This window comes from Achromobacter colocynthidis (genome assembly GCF_057334535.1).
Genome location: NZ_JBHFIZ010000036.1, coordinates 86,399 through 106,259 on the forward strand (window position 1 = coordinate 86,399; position 19,861 = coordinate 106,259).

The window sequence follows — 19,861 nt, forward strand, 5'->3', positions numbered from 1 at the left end:
ACGACGGGGGCAAAAGTGATCATTTATTTTCAGGAAGCGCGAGACACCAGGTCGATGCTGACGAACCAGCCGCCCAGCGAACTGACATCGATCGGCAAGGTCTGGCGCAGCGACTCCAGCGCGCGGCTGGTGTCGTCCAGCGGAAACGCGCCCAATACACGCAGCCGCGCGGCCGCTGGCGTAATCCGGATGATGCCGCGCCGGTACGGCCGCAGCGCATCGACCACTTCGCCCAAGGACTGATCATGAACGACCAGCATGCCCGCGTGCCAGGCGGCGGCGTCCCGCAGTGCGGGGTCCGGGGAACCCCGGCCATGCGAATCAAACCGCAGGCCCTCCCCCGCTTGCAGAATCCGGCGCTGGCCCGCCGCGCGCACCTCGACACTGTGTTCGACCACGCTGGCGATGCATGCCTCGTGCTCGCGCGCCACGCTGAAGACGGTGCCCAGCGCCTGCACTTCGCCATCGGGGGTGGCGACGATGAATGGACGCGCCGCATCCGGCGCCACCCGCGCATAGACCGCGCCAGCCCGCAAGCGCACCCGACGCACGCCCGCGCTGAAATCCACGTCCACGGCCGAACGCGCGTTCAATGTCAGCTCACTGCCATCCGGCAAGGTATAGGTACGGCGTTCGCGGGTGCCCGTGCGCAAGTCGGCGGTCAGCGTGCGCAGGGGAATCTGGCGGTCCACCAGCGCCGCCATGCCGCCCGCGGCCAGCGCCACGCCCAACGCATTGCGCAACGCCCGGCGCCGGGCGGGCGCGGTCAGCAAGGCCGCGCCGGCAGCATGGCGCTGCTCAACGTCGGTCAACGCGGCAAAGGGGTCCTTGACGGCGGCGTTGACGGTTTCCCAGGCCGCCTCGTGCCGGGGGTCGGACTTTTTCCATTGTTCGAAACGCGCCCGGTCTGCGGTGGGCACGCTACCGGAAGACAGCAGCACCATCCAGTCCACGGCCGATTGCAGGGCGGCGGGCAACACCGGCATGGGGGCCGTCATGCCGACAAGCGCGCGGTCACGCACAGCGTGATGGCCTGCTTCATATAGCGGCGCACCGTAATCACCGATGTGCCGATGCGCGCGGCAATCTCGCTGTAGCTGAGCTCATCAAGCTGGCTATACAAAAAGGCCTGACGCGCTTTGGGCGGCAGGCGTTGCAAGGCGCGGTCAATGTGCATCAACGCGTCGATCACCAGGGCGCGGGACTCTTCGCTGGGTGCGCTGGCTTGCGGCAAGGCGGCCAGGCTATCGAGATACGCGCGTTCCAGTTCGCGGCGGCGCCAAAAGCTGAACAACGTGCGCTGCGCCAGCGTGGTCAGGAAGGCGCGCGGTTCGCGGATGGCCTCGGTGTGCCGGCCAGCCAGGACTCGCACGAACGTATCGTGCGCCAGATCGGCGGCATCATGACGGCACCCCAACCTGCGCCGCAGCCACTCCTGCAACCAGGAGTGATGCGCTTGATACAACTCGGCAGTGGAATGCTCCGAGGGCTGCGCGGATGAGGACATGGAAAAACGCCAGGCTAATTAACAATAAGAATTATTGTTATTTATTGCCTGGCGCGCAAGCGCCCCGTGGTGACGCCTTGCCGAATGGACGCGCCCTTGAACGCTTAGACGGGACCGGTCCACTCCGTGACGAACTCGCGGAAGTCGGGGCGCTTGGCGGGCGGAACGGCACAACCCGGCGTGCCGATGGCCAGATAACCCAGGAAGCGGTAGTCCAGCGAGTCCAGCCCCAAGGCATTCTGCACGTCTTCCACGTAGGTGCCGACGCCGGTGCTCCAGAACGCGCCGTAGCCAAGCATGTGGGTGGCGTTCAGGATGTTCATGACGGCGCAGCCGGTGGCCAGCAGCTGTTCATGCTCGGGGATCTTGGTGTTGTCGTGCGCGATTTTCTGCGCCACGCCAATGAACAGCGGCACGCCGGCCATCCATTCGCGTACCGATTTTTCTTTTTCGGGCGTCATGCGAGGGTCGCCGCTGCGCTTGACCGCTTCCAGCGCCACGTCCGCCAGCTTGGCGATGGCCTCGCCCTGGATCACGACAAAGCGCCACGGGCGCAACGCGCCGTGGTCAGGGGCCGACATGGCGGCTTGCAGGATCTGTTCAAGTTCTTGGGGCTTGGGCGCGGGGCCGCGCAGGAATTTGGTGGAACGGCGAGTGGTCAGCGCGTGCAACGGGGTGGCGGTGGTGGAGTCGGTCATTGATTCAGGCGCAAAGGTAAAAGAGACAGATTCTCATAGTAAGCGATGGCCAGGGGCCGGGGCGGGTATCCCCCGGCCCCTGGCAAGGGCATCGCGGGACGGGCTCAGCCCAGGTGCGTGTGCCGCTCCTGGCGCTCTTCGACCTGCATTTCAGACAGGCCATGCAAGATGCCGCAATTTTCCGCATCGGGCTGCGCCGACAGGCAGCGTTGCCGCAAATCGGTCAGTTGGGTCTTCAACTGCATCAGTTCGGCGATGCGCTCATCAACGTGCGAGATGTGTTCGTCGAACAGTTCATTAATGGGGCCGCAGCCGGTGTGATGGTTGTCGGCCAAGGACAGGATGGCGCGGATCTCGTCTTGCGTCATGTCCAGCGCCCGGCAGTTGCGGATCAGGCGCAGCCGTTCCAGATGGGCTTGCCCGTAGCTGCGGTAGTTGTTCAGGCCCCGGTCCGGGGCGGGCAGCAGCCCTTCTTTCTCGTAGTACCGCACGGTTTCGACCGTGGTGCCGGCCGCCGTGGCCAATTCGCCAATTCGCATCACGCCTCCTGGGATCGCATCCGAATGAGTGTTTTTGGGGGTTGACCCTATAGTAACTCCAAGGTGTGGAATGGCGACATCCGTTTCAACAAGGCTCAGAACCATGTCTTTCCCGCCGGTCAAATCCCACGATCGTCCCTCTGCCGAGCATGCCCACGCCGGCTGCGGTGGCCATGGCCATGCGCATGACACGAAGGGGCACGGCCACGATCATGATCACAACCACGATCACGATCACAGCCACAGCCACAAACACGATCACGGCCACGATCACGCGGCATCCACCTGCTGCGGGCACGACCACGGCACGCCCGCCTACGCGGCCGCCGCCGATGCATCCACGCTTAGCGCCGGCCCCGGCCAGTTGCTGGCGCGGCTGCGTATCGGGCAAATGGACTGCCCGACCGAAGAAACGCTGATCCGTAAAAAGCTGGACGGCCTGGACGGCGTGCATGCGCTGGACTTCAACCTGATGCAGCGCGTGCTGACCGTGGTGCACGCCGAAGGCGCGCTGGACCGCATCATGGCCGCCATCAAGTCCCTGGACATGGTGCCGGAACCGCTGGCCGAAGGCGCCGCGGGCACGCCCGCCCCCGCTTCCACGCCGGTGAACTGGTGGTTGATCGGCGGCGCCGGCGTGCTGGCAGCGCTGTCCGAGTTTTCGCACTTTGCGGGCTGGCATTGGGGCGCGACCGCGGCGTTGGCGCTGGCCGCCATCCTGGCTTGCGGCCTGGGCACCTACCGCAAGGGCTGGATCGCCGTGCGCAACGGCAACCTGAACATCAACGCATTGATGAGCATCGCCGTCACCGGCGCCGTGCTGATCGGCCAATGGCCCGAAGCCGCCATGGTGATGTTCCTGTTCAACGTAGCCGAGCTGATCGAGGCCCGCTCGCTGGACCGCGCGCGCAACGCCGTGCGCGGCCTGCTGGACCTGGCCCCCGAAACGGCCACCGTGCGGCAAGCCGACGGCGCCTGGCTGCAAGTACCGGCCGCGCAATTGAACGTGGGCGACGTGGTGCGCGTGCGCCCGGGTGAACGCATCGCCGCCGATGGCATCGTCGTCAGCGGTAGCTCCACGGTGGACCAGTCCCCCATCACCGGCGAAAGCCTGCCCGTGGAAAAAGCGCAGGACGACCCGGTCTACGCCGCGACCGTGAACGCGGCGGGCTCCTTCGAATACCGCGTCACGGCCGCCGCCGGCAACACCACGCTGGCGCGCATCATCCACGCGGTCGAGCAGGCGCAAGGCGCGCGCGCCCCCACGCAACGTTTCATCGACCGCTTCTCGCGCATCTACACGCCCGCCGTGGTGGCGGTGGCACTGCTGGTGGCCACGGTGCCGCCGCTGCTCTGGGGCCAGCCCTGGTTCGACGCCATCTACCGCGCCCTGGCGCTGTTGATCATCGCCTGCCCGTGCGCGCTGGTTATTTCCACGCCGGTCAGCATCGTCAGCGGCCTGACCGCCGCGTCGCGCCGAGGCATCCTGATCAAGGGCGGCGTCTATCTGGAAGAAGGCCGCAACCTGAAGTGGCTGGCGCTGGACAAGACCGGCACGCTGACCCAGGGCAAGCCGGTGCAGACCGACCTGGAAGCCTGGGATGTGGCCGACTTCACCCCCCATCCCGCCACGCTGATCGCGGCCAGCCTGGCCGCCCGCTCGGACCACCCCGTGTCGCTGGCCATCGCCAACGCCGCGCGCGAGGCCGGCAGCACCTTGCTGGAAGTAGACGCCTTCACCGCCCTGCCCGGTCGGGGAGTCAGCGGGCGCATAGACGGCGTGACGTTCCAGTTAGGCAACCGCCGCCTGATGCGCGATGCGGGCGTGTCGAATCCGACACTGGAAGCGCGCATGGATGAATTGGAACGCCAAGGCAAAAGCGCCATCGCACTGACCGACGGCACGCACGTATTGGCGCTGGCCGCCGTGGCCGATACGGTCAAGCCCACCAGCGCCGCCGCCATCGCCGACCTGCACGCCTTGGGCGTGCGCACGCTAATGCTGACGGGCGACAACACGCCCACCGCCGAAGCCATTGCGCGGCAGGTGGGCATCGATGAAGCTCGGGGGGATCAGTTGCCGGAAGACAAGCTGGCCGCCATTGAAAGCAAGCTGGCGGGCAACGCGGCAAGCGACGGCAAGGTGGGCATGGTGGGCGATGGCATCAACGATGCGCCTGCGCTGGCGCGCGCCGACATCGGTTTCGCGATGGGCGCGGCCGGCACCGGCACGGCGATCGAAACAGCGGACGTTGCGCTGATGGACGACGACCTGCGCAAGATTGGCACGTTCCTGCGCTTGTCGCGCGCCACCCACCGCGTGCTGATCCAGAACATTGTGCTGGCGCTGGGCATCAAGGTGGTGTTCCTGGCGCTTGCCATGACCGGCAATGCGACCTTGTGGATGGCGGTATTCGCCGATGTGGGCGCCAGCCTGCTGGTGGTGGCGAACGGCCTGCGGCTGCTGCGCCCGGCGGATTAAGCCGCGCGGAAGTTCAAGCCAGGGAGCGGTTCAAACCACGCAGCGGTTCAAGCTCCGCAGCCGTTCCGCCCCGGGCCTTAGCCCGTCTGTTCTTCTTGCGGCCAGTCGCGCAGCACGGGCGCGTCCGGTGCGCCGGGGCCGACGTCGCGCAAGTGCTCGTGCTGCAACAAGGCCATGCGGTAGGCATCGCGATAGGCGCCGTTGGAGAAGAATTCTTCCTTCATCAGCCCTTCGATCTGGAAGCCGCAGCGTTCGTACACGTGCACGGCGGCGGTGTTGTCCTTGTCCACCACCAGGTAGACCTTGTGCATGTTCAGCACGCGAAATGCATAGCCGACGGCAATGCGGGTGGCGGCCTTGGCGTAGCCCCGGCCTTGGTAGCTGGGGGCAATGATGATCTGGAATTCGGCACGGCGGTGGATGTAGTCGATTTCAACCAGTTCCACCAGGCCGGCGGGTTGGCCGGTATCGTGCTCGATGATGAAGCGCCGTTCGTTTTGATCATGCAAGTGGCGATCATAAAGAGCGACCAGTTCGTCGTAGGCCTCGTAAGGCTCTTCGAACCAATAACGCATGATGACGTCGTTGTTGTTGATCTTGTGCACGAAGTGCAGGTCGCCGCGCTCCAGGGGGCGAATTTTGATATCGGATATGACCGACATAGAAACCTCCGAAAGTGCGGCCATTGTATTCCTATTGGCCCCGAAACGCCCGTTTCATGGGAATTTCAGAAATTTCTTGTTTGTTCATGCGGCTTTCAAGACGTTTATGCCTTGAAAGCATTGTCATTGCTGGCTTTGAATATCAAGAATTTCTCAAAACCGTAGTAAAAAAACAGCCCGGCCACCGCCAAAATGTCGTCGTCGGCCCACCGGAATTCCCAAGCGTTACGGGTCCCCGCTGCCGGCCCAGGTATCTCTAGGAAATACTTCCGAATCTTTATACAATTCCTGGATTCCGTCTGACGCCGACCTATCCGCGAGCCATCATGAGCCGTCCCGACCCCCTATTCGTGCAATCCCTGGCCAAGGGTTTCGAGCTGCTTGAGGCCTTTGCCCAGCGGCCGTCCACGCTCAGCATGAACGAGCTCATGGAGATCACCGGATTTGACCGCAGCACCACCCAGCGCATGACGCATACGCTGGTGACGCTGGGCTACCTGGAACGCGGCGCGGGCGGCAAGGGCTACACGCCCGGCAAGAAAATCCTGCAACGCAGTTTCGACTACATGCGCAGCGTACCGCTCTTGGAACGCGCCACGCCGCTGATCGCGGAAATGCAGCGCGAGACCAGCGAAAGGGTTGAACTGAGCCTGTTCAACGACCTTTACATCATCTTCGCGCTGCGCCGCCAGACCAAGCGCCAGACCTTCAGCAGCACGCTTGCCGGACGCGCCCTGCCCATGGTGCAGACCGCCGGCGGCCGCGCCATCATGTCGCATCTGCCCGATGAAGAAGTCGAAGACATCCTCACGCGGTCCATCGACATGCCGCGCGCCACCATCCCCACCACGCCCAAGACCAACAACGACCCGGACCGCATCCGCGCCTTGGTGATCCAGGCGCGTCAGGACGGCTACGCCACCGCCATCGAAGAGAGCCTGCTGGGTGAACTGAACCTGGCCACCGCCATCCTGGACCACCGCCACCGCCCGGTCGCGGCCATCCAGATTGCGGGGCTGGTGTCCGAATGGGCATCGCCGGAAGAATTCGCGCGGCGCTATTCCCCGCTGCTGATGACGGCCGCCCGCGCGCTGAGCGGCAAGGTCGGCATGTCCTGATTGGTGGGGCCGGTATGTCCTGACCGGCGGGGCCGGCCAGCGCCAGCGCCAGCGCCACGGGGCAGGCGGGAATCGCGGAGGCTCCCGCCGCTGTCTCCAGGCCCGGCTCCAGCAGCCGACGGGCTGCCGTCCAGACGCGTTGTGTGTAGATCGGGGCGGTCGGCCGTTCGTACTGGCCGGCGGTGCGTTCGCATACCGCCTCGGACGGAAACACAAGCGGCACGCCGGCCGCCTGCGCCTTGACCTGCGCCTGGCAGGCGCGTTCCAGGTAATAGATATTGACGAAGGCCTCGGCCACCGACGAACCCGCGGCCAGCAGGCCGTGGTTGCGCAGGATCATGGCCTTGTGCTGGCCCAGGCTGGCGACCAGGCTTTCGCGTTCTTCCAGGTCCAGCGCAATGCCCTGGTAGTCGTGGTAGCCCAGCCGCTTGTAGAAGCGCAACGCATGTTGGGTAATCGGCAGCAGCCCGTCGCGTTGGCAGGCCACGGCGATGCCGTCGGCGGTGTGCGTGTGCACCACGCAAGCCAGGTCGTGGCGGGCGGCGTGCACCGCCGAATGGATGGTGAACCCAGCGGCGTTGACCACCTGGCTTTCGGCGTCGCCCGGGTCCACCGGGTTGCCGTCCAGGTCGATCTTGACCAGATCTTGCGGACGCATTTCGTGAAACAGCACGCCGTAGCGGTTGATCAGGAAATGGTGTTTATCGCCGGGCACCCGTGCGCTGATGTGGGTGTCGATCAAGTCCGTCATGCGGAAATGCGCGACCAGGCGGTACAGCGCCGCCAATTCTTCCCGCACTTGTGCTTCGCTTGCTTCTTGCATCATGAGTAAGGCTCCGGTTGCGATCAGGGTTCACGCATCCGCCTGGCCGGCCAGATCAAGCTGGGCACGGATCAAGCGCGCGATGGCCAAGCCGCCAGTGTCGCCCAAACGCTCCAGTTCGCGTACTACCCCCAGGCGGTCCTGCACCGATTTATCCTGATTCAGCTTCATCTTTCCTTCCAGCGTGGCAATCGGGATCTCCAGCGCGGCAATGGCCTTCAGGCGCGGGGCGGTCAGGGTTTCGGGCATGGCGGAAAACGTCCACTCGCCGCCCAAGGGCGTGTCGTAATGCGCGACGGTTGCCGACAGCACGGCGCGGATGGACTCGGGTTCCTGGATCAGGCGCGGGGTGCCGCGCGCGTGCACCGCCGTGTAGTTCCAGGTGGGAAAGGTCTGCTGGTTCACGTACCAGCTAGGCGAGATGAAGGCATGCGGCCCCTGGAACAGCACCAGCGCCCGCGCGCCCGCCTCCAGGTCGCGCCATTGCGGATTGGCGCGCGCCAGATGCGTGACCAGCATGCCAAGCCCGCCGTCTTCGCGCAGCAGGAACGGCAGGTGCGTGGCCTGGGCGCCGTCCGCGCCCACGGTCACCAGCGTGGCGAAACCATGCGCCCGCATGAAGGCATGCAGTACGCGGGTGTCGTTTTCGGCGTAGGCCGGCGGGGTGTACATGGCGGTCGGCCTCCGGTTACGCGGCCTTGGCGTGCAACCAGCGCGCCGTGTCGTCGAAGGCCTCGCCCGCCACCGCCGCGATCGACACGGCTTCCAGGAAACTGTGCGCCGTGCCGGGATAGACCTTGGCGGCCACGTCCACGCCGGCCTCGCGCAGCTTGCGTTCCAGCTCGATGCTGTCGTCGTGCAGCGGATCGCATTCGGTCACGACCAGCCAGGCGGGTGGCAGGCCCGTCACGTCGGCGCGCAGGATGTCCACGCGCGGGTCGAAAAAGTCTTTGCCATGGCGGATGTGCATGCCACGGAACCAGATCATCATGTGCAGCGACAGGCCGTAGTCGCCCGCGCCGTAGCGCACCACCGAGTTGCGGAACAGGTTGCTGCCGAAGCCGCCGTAATTCAGCACCAGGCCCTTGAGCAGCGGCTGGTTCTCGTCGCGCAAGGTCAGCGCCGTGCCCATGGACAGGTTGGCGCCGGCGGAGTCGCCACCCAGGAAGAGCTGGCTGGCGTCGATGTCCAGCGCCTGGCCCGACGCCGCCACCCAGCGCACCACGTCCACGCATTCTTCCAGCGGCTGCGGGAACTTGGCTTCGGGCGCGCGGGTGTAATCCACGCCGATCACCACCACGCCGGCGCGTTCGGCGTATTCGCGCATGACGCGGTCATGGGTATCGATGCTGAACAGCACAAAGCCGCCGCCGTGGATGTAGATGAAGGCGCCGGGCAAGCGGCGTTCGGCCGGGTAATAGACGCGCACGCGCACATCGCCGTGGCGGGTGGCAACCTGGTGTTCCACGGTGCGGGCCATTTCCGGGCCGCCTTGCGCCCAGGGCAGGCGCACTTTTTCGGCATTGGCGCGGCCTTGCTCAATCGACAAGGTGTCGCGGCGCGGGTACTGCGATGCATCGGCCGCCATGCGGCGCAGGAATTCGGCAATCTGCGGATCCAGGGGCGCGGGAGTGCCGGTGGGAATGGTGAACGCGGGGTCGTCGAAATACATGGTGTGTCTCGTTGAAGGGGTTCAGATGGCAATCAGGTTGAAATCGGGATGGCGAAATAGCAGGGAAATAGCAGGGAAATAGCAGCCAAAGACGCCGGGTCAATAGCCGCGCGCGGCGTCCACGGCGTTGGCCAGCGCCGCGCCCTGGCCCAGGCGCCGGATGTTGGCCACCACCTGTTCGGCCACGGTGCCGGGTGCCGGCATGGTGGCCATGTGCGGGGTCACGATCACGCCGGGCGTACGCCACAAGGGGTCGGCGGGGTCCAGCGGTTCATGCGCGAACACATCCAGCACCGCGCCGCGCAACTGCCCGCGCGCCAAGGCATCGATCAGGTCGGCCGGCACCAGATGTTCGCCGCGCCCGCAATTGACCACCGCCGCGCCGACCGGCAAGGCGTCGAAAGTACGGCGGTTGAGAATGCCGCGCGTGGCGGGCGTGAGCGGCACCAGGCAGATCAGCACATCGGTATGGGCCAGGAAGGCATCGAATTCGGCTTCGCCCGCATAGCCGCGCACGCCGTCAATCCGGCGCGGCGTGCGCGACCAGCCGTTCACGGGGTAGCCCAGCCCCGGCAGCACCGAAGCAATGGCGCGGCCCAGTTCGCCCAGGCCCATCAGCCCCACGCGGCATTGCGACGCGGGGGTCTGCACCGGCCGCTGCCATTGCGCGCTGCGCTGGTTGGCCAGCGCCACGTCCAGCTTGCGGTGAAACGTCAGCACGCACCACAGCACGTACTGCAACATGCCCTGTGCCAACTGCGGATCCACCACGCGGCACACGGGCAGGCCGCGCGTGCGCTGCCCGTCCAGCAGGTTGTCGACGCCGGCGGCAATGCTATGGATCAGCTTCAGGTTGGGCATGTCGTCATACACGCCCACGGGCGGGTTCCAGCACACCGCCACGTCGGCGGACAAGCTGCGCGGGTCGGGCCAGACGGCCACGTCCAACTCGGGCGCCAGCCCTTGCAGCAAGGGTTGGAAATACGAAAGATTGGCCGAACGGCTCAATAAGGCAACGCGTGTCATCGTCAGGTTTCCTTGGATGCCTTGATGTTCTTGGATTCCGCTACGCACCGGCCAGCGCCAGGCCGGCAACGGGGCGGCTGCCCAGCCCGTCCTTGCCGGGAATGGCGGCCAGCAATTCCTGCGTGTAGCCGCTGCCGGGGCGCGTGAAGATCTGTTCGGCCGGGCCGATCTCCATCACGCGGCCGCGCTGCATCACCGCGATGCGGTGGCACAGCCGAGCCGCCACGCGCAGGTCGTGGGTGATGAAGATCATGCTCAGGTTCAGTTGTTCGCGGATGCGTTCCAGCAAGTCCAGGATCTGCGCCTGCACCGACACGTCCAGCGCCGATACCGCCTCATCGGCGATCAGAATCTCGGGTTCCATCATCAAGGCCCGCGCAATGGAAATGCGCTGGCGCTGCCCGCCCGAGAACTCGTGCGGATAGCGCTTGAGCGCGCTGGCGTCGATGCTGACCAGTTCCAGCATGTCGCGCATGCGAGCCTGGACGCGGGCGCGGTCTTCGCCGTAGTTCATTGGCCCTTCGGCCAGCGTGGCTTCAATGGTCAGGCGCGGGTTGAATGAGCGGTACGGGTCCTGGAACACCATCTGGATGCGCTTGCACCATTGCCGCCAGGCGGCGCGCGACAGGCGCGATACGTCTTCGCCGTTCATCACGATGCGCCCCGACGTGGGCCGCGCAAAATGCGCCAGGCAGCGGCCCAGCGTGGTCTTGCCCGAGCCGGATTCGCCCACGATGCCCAGCGTTTCGCCGCGCGCCAAGGACAGCGACACCCCATCCAGCGCCAGCACCTCGCGGCGCTTGGCCTTGAACAGGCTGGACGTCACAAAGCGCATGCCCAGGTTTTCCACGCTGATGACCGGGTCGCCCTCGGCCAGCGGCGCACCCGCGCCAAACTGCCCCTTGGGCACGGCATCGATCAGCTTGCGGGTGTAAGGGTGTTGGGGGTTGGCCAGGACCTCGGCCGCCGTGCCGGCTTCAACAATGCGGCCTTGCTGCATCACGATGACGCGGTCGGCAATTTCGGCCACCACATCGAAGTCATGCGTGATGAACAAAATGCCCGTGTCGTGCCGTTCGCGCAGGCCGTGCAGCAAGCGCAGCACCTGGGCTTGCGACGTGACGTCCAGCGCGGTGGTGGGCTCGTCGGCGATGATCAGCGCGGGCTCCATCGCCAGCGCCATCGCAATCATCACCCGCTGGCGCTGGCCGCCTGACAACTGATGCGGATACGCATGGCGCAGCGTTTCGGGCGACGGCAGCCGCATATCCGTCAGCAAGGCCAGCACGCGGGCGTCAACCTCGCGTCGTGACAGCGACGGGCCATGAAATTGGAAGATCTCGGCCACCTGGTCGCCCACTTGCATCAGCGGGTTCAGCGCCGTCATGGGTTCCTGGAAGATCATGGCCATGCGGTCGCCGCGCAGCTCGCGCAACTCGGTGTTCGTGGCGTGTGTGATGTCGCGGCCAGACAGCAGGATCTGCCCGCTTTCCAGGCGCAGCACGTTCTTGGGCAGCAAGCCCATGACGGCGCTGGCCGTGACCGATTTGCCCGACCCGGACTCGCCCACGATGCAGACGATTTCGCGCGCGCTTACGGTCAGGCTGATGCCTTCGGCGGCGTAGCGGCGGTCGCCCGCGCCGGGCAGGCTGACGTTCAGGTCGCGGATTTCAAGAATGGGAGTGGATGACATGGCGTTCAGCCCTTGCGTAGACGCGCCATGCGCGGGTCGAGGCGGTCGCGCAGCGCGTCGCCGAACAGGTTCACGGACAGGATCAGCAGCGCCAGGAAAATGCCGGGGAACAAAATGATCCACGGCGCGCGCTGGAAGAAGGGTCGACCTTCGGAAATGATGCTGCCCAGGCTGGGAATCTCGGGCGGAAAGCCCAGGCCCAGAAAGCCCAGCACTGCTTCGATCAGGATGGCGGACGCGCAGATGAACGTGGCCTGCACCACCAGCGGGTTGATGGTGCTGGGCAGCACGTGGCGCCACAGCACGCGCCAGGTGGCGGTGCCCATGCCCAGCGACGCTTCGACATAAGGCTCTTCGCGCACCGACAGCACCACGCTGCGCACCAAGCGCGCCACGCGTGGAATTTCCGGAATGGCGATGGCCGTGACCATGGTGGGTATGGACGCCCCGCCCAGCGCCACCATGGCAATCGCCAGCAGCAGGCCGGGTATGGCCATGATGCCGTCGATGATGCGCATGACCACGGCGTCCAGCCGGCGGAAGTAACCGGCCAGCAAGCCCAGCAGCAAGCCGGCGCACACCGAGATCACGCTGACCAGCACGGCCAGCGTGATCGACAGCCTGCCGCCGTAGAGCACGCGGGAAAACAGGTCGCGGCCCAGAGAATCAGTGCCCAGCCAGTACTCGGCGCTGACGGGCTTGAGACGCAGCCGGGGCGTCAGGCTGGCCGGATCATGCCAGGTGATGACGGGCGCCAGCAGAGACAGGCCAATCAACACCACCAGCAGCACCAGCCCGGTCAGCATCATGGGATCGCGCGTCAGCGCGGGCCACCAGGCGCGCGCCCGGGGAAAAGTGATCGCGTTTGAAGTCATGGGGATCCGGCCTCAGTAGCGGATGCGCGGATCGAGCACCACATACAGCAGGTCGATCGCCAGGTTGATGAAGACATACACGAACGAGAAGAACAGGATCGTGCCCTGCACCACCGGATAGTCGCGCGCCAGCACGGCGTCGACGATCAGGCGCCCCACGCCCGGAATGTTGAAGATGGTTTCGGTGACCACCACGCCGCTGATCAGCGTGGTCAGCGCCAGTCCGATCACCGTCACGATGGGCACCGCCGCGTTGCGCAGCGCGTGGCGGTACAGCACGTAGCGTTCGGGCACGCCCTTGGCGCGCGCGGTGCGCACGAAGTCTTCGCCCAGCACTTCAAGCATGCTGCCGCGCGTGATGCGGGTGATCAGCGCGACGAACACGGTGGCCAGCGTCACCGTGGGCAAGACCATGTGATACAGGAAGGTGCCGAAGCCGGAGGCCAGGCCGGCGTAGCCCTGCACCGGCAGCCAGTTCAGCTTGACCGAGAACACCAGGATCAGCAGATACCCGACCACGAAGGCCGGCACCGAAAACGCCAGTACGGTCACAGCCAAGGTAATGCGGTCGATCAGGCGCTTGTGCCACCAGGCTGAAAACACCCCCAACGGAATGGCCGCGAAGATCGTCAGCAGAATCGCGCACAGGGCAAGCGCGAGGGGCGGCCCCAGCCGCTGGCCGATCAGCGTGGACACCGGGTCCTTCGAAATGATGGACTCGCCCAGGTCGCCCTTGAGCAGCGCGCCCATGGCCAGCAGGTACTGCGTGGGCAGCGGCTGGTCCAGGCCCATTTGCGCCCGGACCTCGGCCACGGCCTCTTCGCTGGCCATGTCGCCGGCGATGACCCGGGCGGGGTCGCCCGGGGCCATACGCAACAGCAGGAACACCACGGTGGCCACCACCAGCATCACGGGAATGGCCGCCAGCAGGCGTTTAAGGATCAGATTCAACATGATGGCCCTTCCCCGCTACTTGGCCGAGGTCCAGAACAGCGGAATCGGCGCGTCCACCAGATCGGCGAACTTGGCGTCATAGCCCTTGAACTTCGAATACCCGCCCAGCGGCACATACATGACCTGTTCGTAGTTGCGGCGCTGGATGGCGGTGGCGATGTCGCGCCGTTCGGCTTCAGTACGAGCGGCGGCGAAGCGGGTGCGCAGCGCGTCCATCGCGTCGTCGTGCGTCCAGCCGGGGTAGGTGGAACCGGCGCGTCCGTCCAGGTTGGGATTGCCCACGGGCGAGATCAGATCCAGGCTGGACATGTTCGACTGGAAGATGCTCCAGCCGCCCTGCTCCACGCCGTCCTTCTTGCTGCGGCGGCTGAGCAAGGTGGCCCAGTCCATCGACTGGATCTCGGCATTCATGCCGATGCTGCGCAGCGCCTGCGCGGTCACGGGCGCAATGTTGGCGAAGATGGGCAGATCCGTCGGGTGCAGCACCACCACCTTTTCGCCCTTGTAGCCGCTGTCTTTCAGCAGCTGGCGCGCATGCGCCAGGTCTGGCGCCTTGATCTGCGTGGCGTCGGCTTCAGACGCATATGGCGACACGCAGGTCAGCACCGCGCCGCACACTTGATAGACCTCGGGGTGGCCGATCTGCGCGTCCAGGTAGTCCACCTGGCTCAAGGCCGCCAGCGCCGCGCGACGCACCTTCACGTTGTTGAACGGCGGTTGCAGCCAGTTCATGCGCAGCGTGAACATATTGGAGTTCTTGCCGTAGGACTTCAGCGTGATGCCCTTGGCGTCTTTCAATTGCGGCATCAGGTCGGGCGGCACGTCCTCCAGGAAGTCGATCTCGCCGTTGCGCAGCGCGTTGACGGCCGTCTGGCTGTCGGGGATATTCACCAGTTCCAGACGGTCTACCCGGGCGACCTTGCCGCCCGCGAAGGCGCTGGCCGGTTCCTTGCGCGGCACGTAGTCCGCGAACTTCAGGTAGGTGGCTTTGACCCCTGCCTGGAAGTCGGCCTGCACGAACTTGTAGGGGCCCGAACCGATCGTTTCGCTGATTGCCTGCGAGGCCGGCACGGACGCAATCCGCTTGGGCATGATGAAAGGCACCGGCGAGCTTTCCTTGGCCAGCGATTCCAGCACCAAGCCATAGGCGGTGCGCAGCTTCAGCGTGAAGGTGTCAGCGCCGGTCGCGGCCAGTTCCGCCGTGGCCTGCTTCAGGCGGTTGCCGATGGTGGGGTCGCCGTTTTCCCAGCGCTGCAACGACGCCACGACGTCGTCCGCCGTCACCGGCGCGCCGTCATGGAATTTCAGGCCGGGCCGTAGCTTGAAGGTGTAGGTCAGCCGGTCTTCCGACACGGTCCAGGAATCCACCATCTGCGGCTTGGGCTGGCCCTGGGCGTCCATCGAGAACAGCGTGTCGTAGACCAGATAGCCATGATTGCGCGTGACGTAGGCCGACGTCAGGATCGGGTCCAGCACGCGCAGCGGCGCATGCATCACAAACTTGGCGGTGGTCTCGGCCTGGCTGGCCGTGGGCACGGCGGCAAGCGGGCCTGCCGAGGCCAGGAACAATGTGGCGGAAAACAGAAAAGCGCGTTTCATTTCTTCCCCTTGTATGGTTTTGAACGGCGCCCCCGGCATGGCGGCGGACCGTGGCGTGGTTCAGGGCAGCAGGATTTGCCGCGTGCCCCAAGGCGCGGCGCGTTCCAACTCCGCCGCCAGGCGCAGGATCTGGTCCTCGCGCCCGAAGTGCCCGATCAGCTGGCTGGCCACGGGCACCCCTGTTTCAGTCCAGTCCAGCGGCAGGCTGGCCGCCGGTTGGCCCGATGCATTGATCACCGCAAGAAAGGTGGCGTAGCGCGACACCTTCTCGCGAAACGCCCAGAACTCGCCCTCTAGCGCCAGCTCGCCCAGCTTGGCGGGCAACTGCGCCAAGGTGGGCGTCAGCACCAGGTCAAAGCCCGTCATCGCCGATTCGATGGCGCGGCCGATGGCATGAAAGCGGTTGATCGAATCTACGTATTGCGTGGCGGACAGGCCCCGGCCCACGGACAGGCCATCGCGGATGACCGGTTCCAGATCGTCGTCGCGCAGGTCGCGGCCGCGCAGCGTCAGGCGGGCCTGCACGGCCAGCACGATGTTGGTGGCCAGCACCGTGCCGTGCGCGCGGACGAAACCGGCGTAATCCAGGTCGGGCAAAGGGGCCTCGACCACCTCGTGCCCCAGTTCGCGGCACAGGCGCGCCGTGCGTTCGACGGCGGCCAGGCATTCCGGCGCAATCGCGATGCCGTTCCACGCCCGGCGCCACAGCGCAATGCGCAGCGGTTCGCGGCGCTGCTCACGCACCGAATCCAGGTACGAGCCCGGCTGCGGCGGCGCGGCATACGGCGCGCCAGCGGCATAGCCACCGATACCGTCCAAGGCGGCGGCGGTATCGCGCACGCTGCGCGACAGCACGCCTTCGCAGGCCATGCCGCCCCACCCTTCGCCGCGCGCCGGGCCCATCGGGACGCGGCCCCGGCTGGGCTTCAAGCCGAACACGCCGCAGCAAGCCGCCGGAATCCGGATCGACCCGCCGCCGTCGCTACCGTGCGCCACCGGCACGATGCCCGCCGCCACGGCCACGGCCGCGCCGCCGCTGGAGCCGCCGACCGACCGGTCCAGCGCACGCGGGTTCAGCGTTGCGCCGCCGTTGCGGCGCGCTTCGGTGGACGGCCCCATGCACAGTTCCGACACCGTGCTGCGCGCAAACGGAATCAGGCCCGAGGCCTCGAAACGTTCGGCCAAGGTGGCGTCAATGTCATAAGCCGTGTCGTCGAACAGATGCGAACCCAGGCTGGACGGAAAGCGCCGGCTGGGCAGGCCCGAGTCTTTCAAGATAAAGGGGATGCCGCGAAAGACGCCGCGTTGGCGCCATTCGGCGGCAAGATCGCGGCCCGTATCGGGCTGCACATAAGTCAGCGCGTTCAGGGGCTTGCCGCGCGTGTCGGCAAGTTCCAGCGCGCATGCCATCAGTTCGGCCGGGGTGGTTTCGTTGTGGGCCAACAGTTGGGCCAAGCCCAAACCATCCCGCCCTTCGTATTCATCTGTCCGCATGAAGTCCTGCAACCTTGATGCGCCTGGGTGTGACGGAACTCGGCTCGGAAGCGGCCGGCGCGCTTGCCCCGTTCCGATAAATGCCGCGTTCGTCTTGCTCGCTTTAAAGTATTGTTTAGCAATACCTACGTAGCTCATAAAAATATTCTAAGCGAGCCCATCGGGCACACGCAACGCGAGTTTGATCAGGGATTTCCCGCGAAAGCGGGGCTTGGCAAAGGGAATGAGCCCGCGCGCGGACAACGCTATTGCTGAAAGCCCGCGCCCTCTCCAATAATTCGGCAGACCCGGAAATTCACGGACCTGAATCCAAGAGGAAACGACATGCACATCCTGGTGGCTGGCTTCCAGCACGAGACCAATACCTTTGCGCCCTCCAAGGCCGGGTACGACAACTTTGTCCGGGGCGAAGGCTTTCCCGCCATGGCGCGCGGCCAGGACGTGCTGGCGCTGCGCTCGGTCAACATTCCCGCAGGCGGTTTCATCAACGCCATCCAGGCGCAGGGGCATAGCGTGCATCCCGTGATCTGGGCCGGAGCAAGCCCCTCGGCCCACGTCACGCGCGACGCGTTTGAACGTATTGCCGGCGAAATCCTGGATGCCGCGCGGTCGGGCCGCTACGACGCTGTCTACCTGGACCTGCACGGCGCGATGGTCACCGAACACCTGGACGATGGCGAAGGCGAACTGCTGGCGCGGGTGCGCCAGATCGTGGGGCCGAACGTGCCGGTAGTGGCCAGCCTGGACCTGCACGCCAACGTCACCGCGCAGATGCTGCAAGAGGCCGATGCGTTGGTCGCCTTTCGCACCTATCCGCATGTGGACATGGCGGATACCGGCGAACAGGCGGCGCGCCTGCTGCTGGCCCGTATCGCGGCCGGCTCGCGCTGGACCCGGCATGTGCGCCGCCTGCCCTTCCTGATTCCCATCAACGGCATGTGCACGATGCTGCAACCGTCGCAAGGCGTGTACGAAACGCTGGCCCAGTTGGAGCAGACGCCAGGGGTCACGTCGATGTCGTTCGCGCCGGGTTTTCCGGCGGCTGATTTTCCGGAATGCGGCCCGGTGGTGTGGGCCTACGGCACCGATGCGGCGGCCGTCGAACACGTTACCGACACGCTCTACAAACAGGTGCTGGAGCATGAACCGGAATGGTCGCCCGACTTCCTGGAACCCGCCGATGCCGTGCGCCGCGCTCAGGCGCTGGCGGCAGGCGCATCGCGCCCCATCGTGATCGCGGACACTCAGGACAACCCCGGCGCGGGCGGCGACGCCAACACCACGGGCATGCTGCGCGCGCTGGTGGAGGCCGATGCGCAGAACGCCGCGCTGGGCTTGCTCTATGACCCCGACGCGGTGCGCGCCGCTACCGCTGCTGGTATCGGACAGACGGTGACGCTGAGTTTGGGTGGGCAGTCGGGCGTGGCGGGCGACGCCCCGTTCACGGGGGAATTCGTGGTGGAAACGCTATCGCCCGGCAAGCTGCGCTTTGACGGGCCGATGATGCACGGCATGGATGTGGATTTGGGCGCTGTGGCCGGCCTGCGCATCGGCGGCGTGCGCGTGGTGGTCAGCGCCAGCAAAGCGCAGATGCTGGACCGCAACCTGTTCCGCGTGGGCGGGGTGCAGCCCGAGGAAATGGGGATTCTGGTCGTGAAGAGTTCGGTGCATTTTCGCGCCGACTTCCAGCCCATCGCGCACGAGGTGCTGGTGGCCAAGGCGCCGGGGCCGATGCAGGCCGACCCTGCGGATCTGCCCTGGACCCGCTTGCAGCCGGGCATCCGCGTGCGGCCTCAGGGCCGGCCGTTCAATGGGTAGTACCCACGAGGCATAGAACCGAGGCTTAAACCCCGGGCTTGGCGCTCCGGGGCTGTCTCAGAACTCGGGTGCTATTTCAGCTTGCCCTGGGGGCTGATGAAGTCTTCCAGGGTCAAGCCCTTTTCCTTCAAGATGGCTTCCAGCAGCGGTTGCAGCTTGCCCAGGCTTTCCTGGACGGTTTCGCGCACGGTATCAACCATTACCTGCGTGCTGCGTTCGATTTCAATGTTCACGAAATCGCCCACCTGCTTGTCCTCGAACACCGTCATGCGGCGGGTTTCGGGGATGAGCCACACTTCAAACCAGCCTTCGGCGCGGTTCACCTCGGACACGGTCAGGCTGGCGCCGTTGATGGCGATGTAGCCTTTGGCGAAAACGTATTTGCGGAACGCTTCGGGGATGCTGAAACGCATCAGCCGGTTGGTGTCTGACGACTTCACCATGACGACTTCAGACGTGAAGTCCACATGGCCCGACAGCGGATGCCCGCCGATTTCGGCACCGTCTTTTGCCGCGCGTTCGACGTTGGCGCGGTCGCCCTCGGCGTAGCTGCCCAGCGTAGTGATCGCCAGGCTTTGCAGCATGACGTCGAACGTGGCCTGGTTGTCGGACAGCAGCTCAGTCACGGTCAGGCAGACGCCGTCCGTCGACACGCTGGCGCCGATGGCCAGGTCAACACAGAAACCAGGGGGGAAATCCAGCGTGAAGGTGCGCAGGCCTTCGCGATCCGCGATCTTCGCGATCGTCGCGGTGCCTTGAACAATACCGGTGAACATACGGATCCTGAATACGGGGCGGCGAGCCCCTGAAGCAAAACCTGAACGTTAACCGATATTTGCCGATATTTTGCCAGGCGCCGCCCCGAAGCAGGCGGGTGGGGAACGCCCCCCGCCCAGCCCTC

The 19,861-nt window shown here is 65.7% G+C and carries 17 protein-coding genes and 1 pseudogene; 3 read left to right on the forward strand and 15 right to left on the reverse strand.

Annotation, left to right across the window (positions count from 1 at the left end):
- Positions 1–29: 29 nt before the first annotated feature.
- The 4 genes from ACE04A_RS19220 to cadR all read right to left on the reverse strand — a co-directional run bounded on the left by ACE04A_RS19220 (position 30) and on the right by cadR (position 2,744).
- Positions 30–1,022: a FecR family protein gene (locus ACE04A_RS19220; protein WP_485820408.1), complete on the reverse strand. Its 993-nt coding sequence runs from the start codon at positions 1,020–1,022 to the stop codon at positions 30–32.
- A complete protein-coding gene (locus tag ACE04A_RS19225; RefSeq protein ID WP_259248859.1) occupies positions 995–1,507 on the reverse strand; it encodes a sigma-70 family RNA polymerase sigma factor in 513 nt (170 codons plus the stop codon). Before ACE04A_RS19225 ends, ACE04A_RS19220 begins: the two co-directional genes overlap by 28 nt.
- 104 nt (positions 1,508–1,611) lie before the next feature.
- A complete protein-coding gene (locus tag ACE04A_RS19230; RefSeq protein ID WP_259248862.1) occupies positions 1,612–2,205 on the reverse strand; it encodes a nitroreductase family protein in 594 nt (197 codons plus the stop codon).
- Between the two features lie 104 nt (positions 2,206–2,309).
- Positions 2,310–2,744 carry a Cd(II)/Pb(II)-responsive transcriptional regulator gene (gene cadR, locus ACE04A_RS19235; protein WP_050449728.1) on the reverse strand — a complete coding sequence of 145 codons (435 nt, stop codon included), beginning with the start codon at positions 2,742–2,744 and terminating at the stop codon, positions 2,310–2,312.
- Between the two features lie 103 nt (positions 2,745–2,847).
- Here cadR and ACE04A_RS19240 point away from each other — a divergent pair, with 103 nt between their 5' ends.
- The gene (locus ACE04A_RS19240) at positions 2,848–5,226 is read left to right on the forward strand and encodes a heavy metal translocating P-type ATPase (protein ID WP_448717138.1); all 2,379 of its coding nucleotides are present in this window, start codon (positions 2,848–2,850) and stop codon (positions 5,224–5,226) included.
- A 77-nt stretch (positions 5,227–5,303) separates the two neighbouring features.
- Here the strand turns inward: ACE04A_RS19240 and speG are convergent, their stop codons facing one another.
- A complete protein-coding gene (gene speG / locus ACE04A_RS19245) occupies positions 5,304–5,888 on the reverse strand; it encodes a spermidine N1-acetyltransferase (RefSeq protein ID WP_006218930.1) in 585 nt (194 codons plus the stop codon).
- Positions 5,889–6,214: 326 nt separating this feature from the next.
- Between speG and ACE04A_RS19250 the strand changes: the two genes are divergently transcribed.
- The gene (locus tag ACE04A_RS19250; RefSeq protein ID WP_279994664.1) at positions 6,215–7,006 is read left to right on the forward strand and encodes an IclR family transcriptional regulator; all 792 of its coding nucleotides are present in this window, start codon (positions 6,215–6,217) and stop codon (positions 7,004–7,006) included.
- A 106-nt stretch (positions 7,007–7,112) separates the two neighbouring features.
- Here the strand turns inward: ACE04A_RS19250 and ACE04A_RS19255 are convergent.
- The 9 genes and pseudogenes from ACE04A_RS19255 to ACE04A_RS19295 all read right to left on the reverse strand — a co-directional run.
- A pseudogene (locus ACE04A_RS19255) lies at positions 7,113–7,832 on the reverse strand (class II aldolase/adducin family protein); the annotation flags it as partial.
- 27 nt (positions 7,833–7,859) lie between these two features.
- Positions 7,860–8,501, reverse strand: coding sequence for an FMN-binding negative transcriptional regulator (locus ACE04A_RS19260; protein ID WP_448717139.1), 642 nt, complete (start codon positions 8,499–8,501; stop codon positions 7,860–7,862).
- A gap of 16 nt (positions 8,502–8,517) precedes the next feature.
- Complete coding sequence (locus tag ACE04A_RS19265; RefSeq protein WP_259248877.1) at positions 8,518–9,501, reverse strand: alpha/beta hydrolase fold domain-containing protein; 984 nt, start codon at positions 9,499–9,501, stop codon at positions 8,518–8,520.
- 99 nt (positions 9,502–9,600) lie between these two features.
- Positions 9,601–10,527, reverse strand: coding sequence for a 2-hydroxyacid dehydrogenase (locus tag ACE04A_RS19270; RefSeq protein WP_447988533.1), 927 nt, complete (start codon positions 10,525–10,527; stop codon positions 9,601–9,603).
- Between the two features lie 40 nt (positions 10,528–10,567).
- Complete coding sequence (locus ACE04A_RS19275) at positions 10,568–12,220, reverse strand: ABC transporter ATP-binding protein (RefSeq protein ID WP_279994654.1); 1,653 nt, start codon at positions 12,218–12,220, stop codon at positions 10,568–10,570.
- 5 nt (positions 12,221–12,225) lie between these two features.
- Entirely contained in the window at positions 12,226–13,095 is an 870-nt protein-coding gene (locus ACE04A_RS19280; protein ID WP_279994651.1) for an ABC transporter permease, read from the reverse strand.
- Between the two features lie 12 nt (positions 13,096–13,107).
- A complete protein-coding gene (locus tag ACE04A_RS19285) occupies positions 13,108–14,049 on the reverse strand; it encodes an ABC transporter permease (protein ID WP_485820409.1) in 942 nt (313 codons plus the stop codon).
- Positions 14,050–14,064: 15 nt separating this feature from the next.
- Entirely contained in the window at positions 14,065–15,648 is a 1,584-nt protein-coding gene (locus tag ACE04A_RS19290; protein ID WP_448717143.1) for an ABC transporter substrate-binding protein, read from the reverse strand.
- Between the two features lie 60 nt (positions 15,649–15,708).
- Entirely contained in the window at positions 15,709–17,142 is a 1,434-nt protein-coding gene (locus tag ACE04A_RS19295) for an amidase (protein WP_485820410.1), read from the reverse strand.
- 324 nt (positions 17,143–17,466) lie between these two features.
- On the opposite strand from ACE04A_RS19295, the gene ACE04A_RS19300 reads away from it, so the two are divergent.
- Positions 17,467–18,960 carry a M81 family metallopeptidase gene (locus ACE04A_RS19300; RefSeq protein ID WP_448717148.1) on the forward strand — a complete coding sequence of 498 codons (1,494 nt, stop codon included), beginning with the start codon at positions 17,467–17,469 and terminating at the stop codon, positions 18,958–18,960.
- Positions 18,961–19,031: 71 nt separating this feature from the next.
- On the opposite strand, the gene ACE04A_RS19305 is transcribed toward ACE04A_RS19300, so the two are convergent.
- Positions 19,032–19,736 carry a riboflavin synthase subunit alpha gene (locus ACE04A_RS19305; RefSeq protein ID WP_259248892.1) on the reverse strand — a complete coding sequence of 235 codons (705 nt, stop codon included), beginning with the start codon at positions 19,734–19,736 and terminating at the stop codon, positions 19,032–19,034.
- Positions 19,737–19,861: the final 125 nt, after the last annotated feature.

Excerpts from the sequence above, each read along its gene's own strand:
- ACE04A_RS19275 (WP_279994654.1), bottom strand. The coding sequence starts at position 12,220 with ATGTCATCCACTCCCATTCTTGAAATCCGCGACCTGAACGTCAGCCTG.
- ACE04A_RS19230 (WP_259248862.1), bottom strand. The coding sequence starts at position 2,205 with ATGACCGACTCCACCACCGCCACCCCGTTGCACGCGCTGACCACTCGC.
- ACE04A_RS19290 (WP_448717143.1), bottom strand. The coding sequence starts at position 15,648 with ATGAAACGCGCTTTTCTGTTTTCCGCCACATTGTTCCTGGCCTCGGCA.
- ACE04A_RS19265 (WP_259248877.1), bottom strand. The coding sequence starts at position 9,501 with ATGTATTTCGACGACCCCGCGTTCACCATTCCCACCGGCACTCCCGCG.
- speG (WP_006218930.1), bottom strand. The coding sequence starts at position 5,888 with ATGTCGGTCATATCCGATATCAAAATTCGCCCCCTGGAGCGCGGCGAC.
- ACE04A_RS19300 (WP_448717148.1), top strand. The coding sequence starts at position 17,467 with ATGCACATCCTGGTGGCTGGCTTCCAGCACGAGACCAATACCTTTGCG.
- ACE04A_RS19225 (WP_259248859.1), bottom strand. The coding sequence starts at position 1,507 with ATGTCCTCATCCGCGCAGCCCTCGGAGCATTCCACTGCCGAGTTGTAT.
- ACE04A_RS19250 (WP_279994664.1), top strand. The coding sequence starts at position 6,215 with ATGAGCCGTCCCGACCCCCTATTCGTGCAATCCCTGGCCAAGGGTTTC.
- ACE04A_RS19240 (WP_448717138.1), top strand. The coding sequence starts at position 2,848 with ATGTCTTTCCCGCCGGTCAAATCCCACGATCGTCCCTCTGCCGAGCAT.
- ACE04A_RS19295 (WP_485820410.1), bottom strand. The coding sequence starts at position 17,142 with ATGCGGACAGATGAATACGAAGGGCGGGATGGTTTGGGCTTGGCCCAA.
- ACE04A_RS19280 (WP_279994651.1), bottom strand. The coding sequence starts at position 13,095 with ATGACTTCAAACGCGATCACTTTTCCCCGGGCGCGCGCCTGGTGGCCC.
- ACE04A_RS19305 (WP_259248892.1), bottom strand. The coding sequence starts at position 19,736 with ATGTTCACCGGTATTGTTCAAGGCACCGCGACGATCGCGAAGATCGCG.
- ACE04A_RS19285 (WP_485820409.1), bottom strand. The coding sequence starts at position 14,049 with ATGTTGAATCTGATCCTTAAACGCCTGCTGGCGGCCATTCCCGTGATG.
- cadR (WP_050449728.1), bottom strand. The coding sequence starts at position 2,744 with ATGCGAATTGGCGAATTGGCCACGGCGGCCGGCACCACGGTCGAAACC.
- ACE04A_RS19270 (WP_447988533.1), bottom strand. The coding sequence starts at position 10,527 with ATGACACGCGTTGCCTTATTGAGCCGTTCGGCCAATCTTTCGTATTTC.
- ACE04A_RS19260 (WP_448717139.1), bottom strand. The coding sequence starts at position 8,501 with ATGTACACCCCGCCGGCCTACGCCGAAAACGACACCCGCGTACTGCAT.